The organism is Amycolatopsis sp. SID8362 (genome assembly GCF_010550475.1).
GTDB classification, from domain to species: domain Bacteria; phylum Actinomycetota; class Actinomycetes; order Mycobacteriales; family Pseudonocardiaceae; genus Amycolatopsis; species Amycolatopsis eburnea.
Genome location: NZ_JAAGNB010001470.1, coordinates 1 through 5,104 on the forward strand (window position 1 = coordinate 1; position 5,104 = coordinate 5,104).

General features: G+C 72.2%; 6 protein-coding genes and 1 pseudogene. 2 read left to right on the forward strand and 5 right to left on the reverse strand.

Annotated elements, in window-relative coordinates; translation table 11 throughout:
• The 4 genes and pseudogenes from G3I65_RS45265 to G3I65_RS45280 form a co-directional block, all read right to left on the reverse strand.
• Positions 1 to 336: pseudogene (locus G3I65_RS45265) on the reverse strand (hypothetical protein); the annotation flags it as partial.
• Positions 333 to 722, reverse strand: a complete 390-nt coding sequence (locus G3I65_RS45270; protein WP_160701568.1) for a PTS sugar transporter subunit IIA — start codon at positions 720 to 722, stop codon at positions 333 to 335. The gene G3I65_RS45270 and the pseudogene G3I65_RS45265, both read right to left, overlap by 4 nt.
• A gap of 11 nt (positions 723 to 733) precedes the next feature.
• Positions 734 to 2,356, reverse strand: a complete 1,623-nt coding sequence (locus G3I65_RS45275) for a PTS system mannose/fructose/sorbose family transporter subunit IID (RefSeq protein WP_160701569.1) — start codon at positions 2,354 to 2,356, stop codon at positions 734 to 736.
• A gap of 6 nt (positions 2,357 to 2,362) precedes the next feature.
• On the reverse strand, positions 2,363 to 2,836 hold the full coding sequence (locus G3I65_RS45280; RefSeq protein WP_160701570.1) for a PTS sugar transporter subunit IIB: 474 nt from the start codon (positions 2,834 to 2,836) through the stop codon (positions 2,363 to 2,365).
• A gap of 328 nt (positions 2,837 to 3,164) precedes the next feature.
• On the opposite strand from G3I65_RS45280, the gene G3I65_RS45285 reads away from it, so the two are divergent.
• Complete coding sequence (locus G3I65_RS45285; protein WP_160701571.1) at positions 3,165 to 4,109, forward strand: MBL fold metallo-hydrolase; 945 nt, start codon at positions 3,165 to 3,167, stop codon at positions 4,107 to 4,109.
• Here the strand turns inward: G3I65_RS45285 and G3I65_RS45290 are convergent.
• Positions 4,106 to 4,597: a MarR family winged helix-turn-helix transcriptional regulator gene (locus G3I65_RS45290; RefSeq protein ID WP_160701572.1), complete on the reverse strand. Its 492-nt coding sequence runs from the start codon at positions 4,595 to 4,597 to the stop codon at positions 4,106 to 4,108. The genes G3I65_RS45285 and G3I65_RS45290 overlap by 4 nt on opposite strands.
• A gap of 75 nt (positions 4,598 to 4,672) precedes the next feature.
• On the opposite strand from G3I65_RS45290, the gene G3I65_RS45295 reads away from it, so the two are divergent.
• Positions 4,673 to 5,104, forward strand: a 432-nt coding sequence (locus tag G3I65_RS45295; RefSeq protein WP_160701573.1) for an EamA family transporter, incomplete at its 3' end; no start/stop codon positions are given.

Consider the following 5,104-nt stretch of genomic DNA (forward strand, 5'->3'; position numbering starts at 1 on the left):
CTCCCCCGGCAGTCCCGGGTGCAGCGGGCCGGTCCAGCCCTCGGGCCCGGAATGCGTGTGCGACGCGCAGACGAGCACCCGCTCCGGGTCGACGCCCACCGCCGCGCCGACCGCGTCGGCCAGCGTGCGGGTGAGGCCGGCGTCGACCGCGAGCGCGTCCAGCGCCACCCAGACCACGCCCGGGTCGTCCTCGGTGGACAGCCAGATCAGCGACGCTTCGAGCTCGTCGTGCGTGCCGGTCGCGACGCCGTGCCGGGCCAGGTAGCCGCCGAGCGGGTGCCCGGGCTCCGGGGTGATCCGGACGTCTTGCGCGGCGAGCAGGAGGGCGGCGGTCACCAGGTCGATTCCAGGACGTCGACCACGCCGTCGCGGCCGGCGGCACGGGCCACGCCGGCGAGCTCGGCGACGTCGCCGGTGGTGTGCAGCAGGACCTCCAGCAGCATCGGCAGGTTCAGCCCCGACACGAGCTGGATGCGCGGATGCCCGGCCGCGAGCTTGCGGACGGCGTTGAACGGCGAGCCGCCGTGCAGGTCGGCGAGCACGAGCACGCCCTCGGCGTCGCCGGCCAGCGCGAGCACGCGGGCGCCGAACTCCTCCGGGCTGTCGCGCGGGCTCAGCTCGCAGACCTTCAGCCGCGACTGCGGGCCGAGGATCATTTCGGCGGCCTCGCCGACGCCGGAGGGCAGCCGGCCGTGACCGGCCAGGATGATCGGGACGGACATGGCGGACTCCCTCAACTCTTCGCCGGGGCCGACGGCGCGAACCAGCCGAGCCACCCCAGGACCACCCCGGCGACGACGACGATGCCGATGACCCAGACCGGCCGCAGCCGGGCCTTGGCCGTCAGCAGGTACACCCCGGCCGTGACCAGCACCGGCAGCAGGAACGGCAGCAGCTCGTCGAGCCGGTCCTGGATCGCCACCGACTGGGTCACCGCCTGCCCCTGGACCGTGGTGGTCTGCCGGTAGGTCAGCGTGGTGACGACCTTGACGATCGACGGGATGAACCCGCCGAGCACGACGAACCCGAGCACCGTCGCCCCCTGCGCGACGCGCGCCAGCGCGCCCGCGGCGAGGTGCCCGGCCAGCCGCTTGCCCTCGCGGTAGGCGAACCCGAACTGCCAGCGCCGCACCAGCGCGTACGGCACGAGCACCATGACGGCGGCGAACGCGGGGCCGAGCCAGTTGCCCTGCAGCGCCCACGACGCGCCCATGGTGAAGACGATGCTGTTGTACAGCGCGAAGACGACGGTGTCGCCGATGCCGGCCAGCGGCCCCATCAGCGCGACCTTGGTGCTCGCCGCCGACTTCGGCGTCCCGGCCTCTTCGAGCGCGACGCTGGAACCGAGGATCAGCGGGCCGCCGATGAGCACGGACGTGTTGAAGAACTGCAGGTGCCGCTGCAGGCCGGCGACGTAGTCGGCCTTGTCCGGGTACAGCCGGCGCAGCACCGGTTCCATCGAGTACGCGAACCCGAGCGCCTGCATCCGCTCGTAGTTCCAGGAGATCTGGCTCGACCAGAAGTAACGGCGGAACACCCGGCGCAGGTCCTGCTTGGTCAGCCGGGGGTCCAGGGTGGCCTCCCCGGCGGGCTCGGGCTCGGCCACGGCGATCGCCGGTTCGTCGCGCTTGAGCGTCACGAACAGCATCGCGACCGCGACGCCGACCAGCGCGATCCCCAGCACCGGCAGCTTCAGGTAGGCGTACCCGACGAAGCCGATCAGCAGCAGGTACCAGTACCGCGACAGCTCCATCATGCCGAGCAGCAGCGCGAAGCCGACCGCCGGCAGCAGCGACCCGGCGAGCGTCATGCCCTGCACGAACCCGGCCGGGATGCTCGCGGTGATGTCCTTGACCAGGCCGCCGGACGCGGCGAGCGCGGCGAGGAAGGTCGGGATCGCGCGCACCGCGACCCACGGGACCAGGCTGACCCAGTGGATCGTGGCCAGGCCGCGGGCGTTGCCGTCGGCGGCGTAGGCGTCGGCCCGGTGCACCAGCGCGGTGGTGACCATCTTGCCGACCGGGTCCAGTGCCGAGAGCAGGATCGCGGCCGGCAGCCCGACCCCGATCCCGACGGCGACCTGTGCGGACGTCCCGCCGGCGGCGCCCGCGGCCAGCGCGGTGCCGACGATCGCGCCGGTCTGGTAGTCCGGGATGGTCGCGCCGCCGTAGGTGTAGACGCCGAGGGCGGCGAGCTCCAGCGTCGCGCCGATCAGCAGGCCGAGCAGCGGGTTGCCGGTGATCAGCCCGGCCACCGAGCCGGCGATCAGCGGGCGCTGGGCGTAGATGAGGAACGGGCCGAGCCCGTCGTAGGTGCAGTAGATCGCCCAGATGGTCAGGGCCAGCGCGACGAGCATGCGGGGCTAGAGCCCTTTCCGGTCGAGCAGTGGGACGAATTCGGCGGGCTTGTCCTGCGGCATCAGCTGCGTGACCAGCGGCACCCCGGCGGCGAGCTTGCGGTAGCCGCCCGCTTCGTCCGCGGTGACCGCGATCGAGCGGGTGACCATGGTGTACGCGGTGCCCGGGCGGGGCGCGACGTTGCCGACGTTGACGACCCCGGGCCGCAGCCCGCCCTCGACGAGGCGGAAGGCGTCCTCGGGGTCCTTCGCGATGATCATGACATCCCCGTCCAGCGGGACGGTGAGCGTCGCGGCCACCGACAGCACGGCGGTGGGCAGCCCGCGGGCGGCCTGCGGCAGCAGCACCTGCTGCAGCTCGTCGGCGGCGACGTCGTCGTTGCAGACCAGCAGGCGGCGCACGCCGAGCCGGCGGGTCCAGGCGACGGTGACCTGCCCGTGGATCAGCCGGTTGTCGATCCGGACGTGTGCCCCCGCCATGTTTCTCCTCCCGGACGGCAGGAGTCATACTGGTTCGTACCAGTATCTGTGTCAACTGCCGTGACCGGTCTTCGCGCGGCCGACGGAAGGACCCCTCAGACCTTCCGTCGGCCCACGAGCGCGAAGCCCCCTTGTGTTACCCCGGACCCTCCCATAAAGGTATATACCAGTATGGACGGTCGTGATCGACTGTCAAGAGCGAAAACCCGAAAATTATTCGACCGGTCGGCCGATCGAAAAGTGTCGCGGCCCGAACATTTCGGAGATCGGGCGCAACCTGGCCAGGCCGCCGTCGTTAACGCATCGTCTGCATGAGGGAGGGGAAGGCATGCCGGCCGTCAGATCGAACATCGTCCCGCTACGGCACGCGAAGCCGGGCGTGGTGGCCTACGTGAAGAGCCCGGCCGAGTGGTTCGTCGCGAACAGCGGGTGGATCCAAGGCAGCGACGGCGTCGTGCTGATCGACACCTGCGGTACCGAGCAGGCGACGCTGGAACTGGTGCGCGACGTGCGGAAGTACGCGGGTGACCGTGAGCTCACGGTGGTCATCACGCACGCGCACGGCGAGCACCACAACGGCCTCGGCGTCGCCCTGCGCGACGGCGGGACGGCGCTGGCCGCGCCGGCCGCCCTCGACGTGGTCAAGGCCGGGCCGCAGACGTACGGCAACGTCTTCACGTACACGCGCTGGGGCGTCCTCGAGCCGCCCGAGCCGGACGCGGTCCACCCGGTCATCGGCTGGCGGCGGCTCGACCTCGGCGACGCGGCGGCCGACGTGGTCGCCGTGCCCGGCGTCGCGCACACCGCGGGCGACCTGGTGGTGCACGAGCCCCGCTCGGGCACGCTGTTCACCGGCGACCTCGTCGTCATCGGCGACACCCCGGTGGCGGTCCACGGCTCGATCCCGGGCTGGCTCGACGCGCTCGACTGGCTCCAGGACACGTTCCGCCCGCGCACCCTGGTCCCCGGCCACGGCCCGGTGGCCAACCCCGGGCACACCGCGTTCCACGCGATGCGCGTCTACCTCGAGTGGCTGCTGGAGGTGACCGAGCGCCAGACCGACTTCACGAAGCTGGCGCGGCAGGCGTCGCTGCGCTGGCCGTCGTGGCGCAACCCGGAACGCCACATCGGCAACCTGATGCGCGCCTACGCCGACCAGCACGGCCGCAAGCTGGACGTGGACCTGGCGATCGACGCGATCCTGGCGGCGGCCGGCGGCCGCATCGACCTGGACTACCTGCTCGACGGCGAACCGGTCCGCCAGATTTCCTAGGACCCGCCCAGGCTCTCCAGGAGCGTGCGCAGCGTCGCGGCCAGCTCGTCGCGCTCGCCGGGGTTCAACGCGCTCAGGATCCGGTGCTCGTTCTCGACGTGCTCCGGCAGCGCGCGGTCGATCAGCTCACCGCCCGCGTCGGTCAGCGCCACGCGGACGCCGCGGCCGTCCGTCTCGTTCGGCGTGCGCTCGACCAGCCCGCGCGCCTCCATCTTGTCGAGGCGCTGGGTGATCGCCCCGGACGTCACCATCGCCGAGCGCATCAGCTCGGTCGGGGTCAGCCGGTAGGGCGGGCCGCTGCGGCGCAGGGTGGCGAGGACGTCGAAGGTCGCGCGGTCGATCCCGTGGCGGGCGAACGTGCGGCGCAGCTCCGTGTCGACCAGCGCGCTCAGCCGCGAGAGCCGCCCGATCACCGCCATCGGGGAGACGTCGAGGTCGGGGCGCTCGGCGTGCCACTGCTCCAGTACCCGGTCCACGTGGTCGGCCATCGGCTCAGCGTAGCCGATTCCTTAGCGCTAAGTGAGTGGTGGCCATTTACCTTAGCGCTGAGGTAAACTGTCTTAGTGCTAAACAAACAGCTCCTCGTCACCGCGCTGGCCCCCGCGATCTGGGGCTCCACCTACCTCGTCACGACCGAGTTCCTGCCGCCGGACCGCCCGCTGCTCGCCGCGGTCGTCCGGGCCCTGCCCGCCGGGCTGCTGCTCGTCGCGCTCACCCGGCGTCTGCCGAAGGGCGACTGGTGGTGGCGCGCGCTCGTGCTCGGCACGCTCAACATCGGCGCGTTCCTCGCGCTGCTGTTCGTCGCCGCCTACCGCCTGCCCGGCGGGGTCGCCGCCACCCTCGGCGCGCTGCAGCCGCTGATCGTCGCGGGCCTGTCGACCGGCCTGCTCGGCGAACGCCTGACGCCGCGGACCGTGCTCGCGGGCATCGCCGGGGTCGTCGGCGTCAGCCTCCTGGTGCTGCAGTCCGACGCCCGCCTCGACGCGATCGGCGTC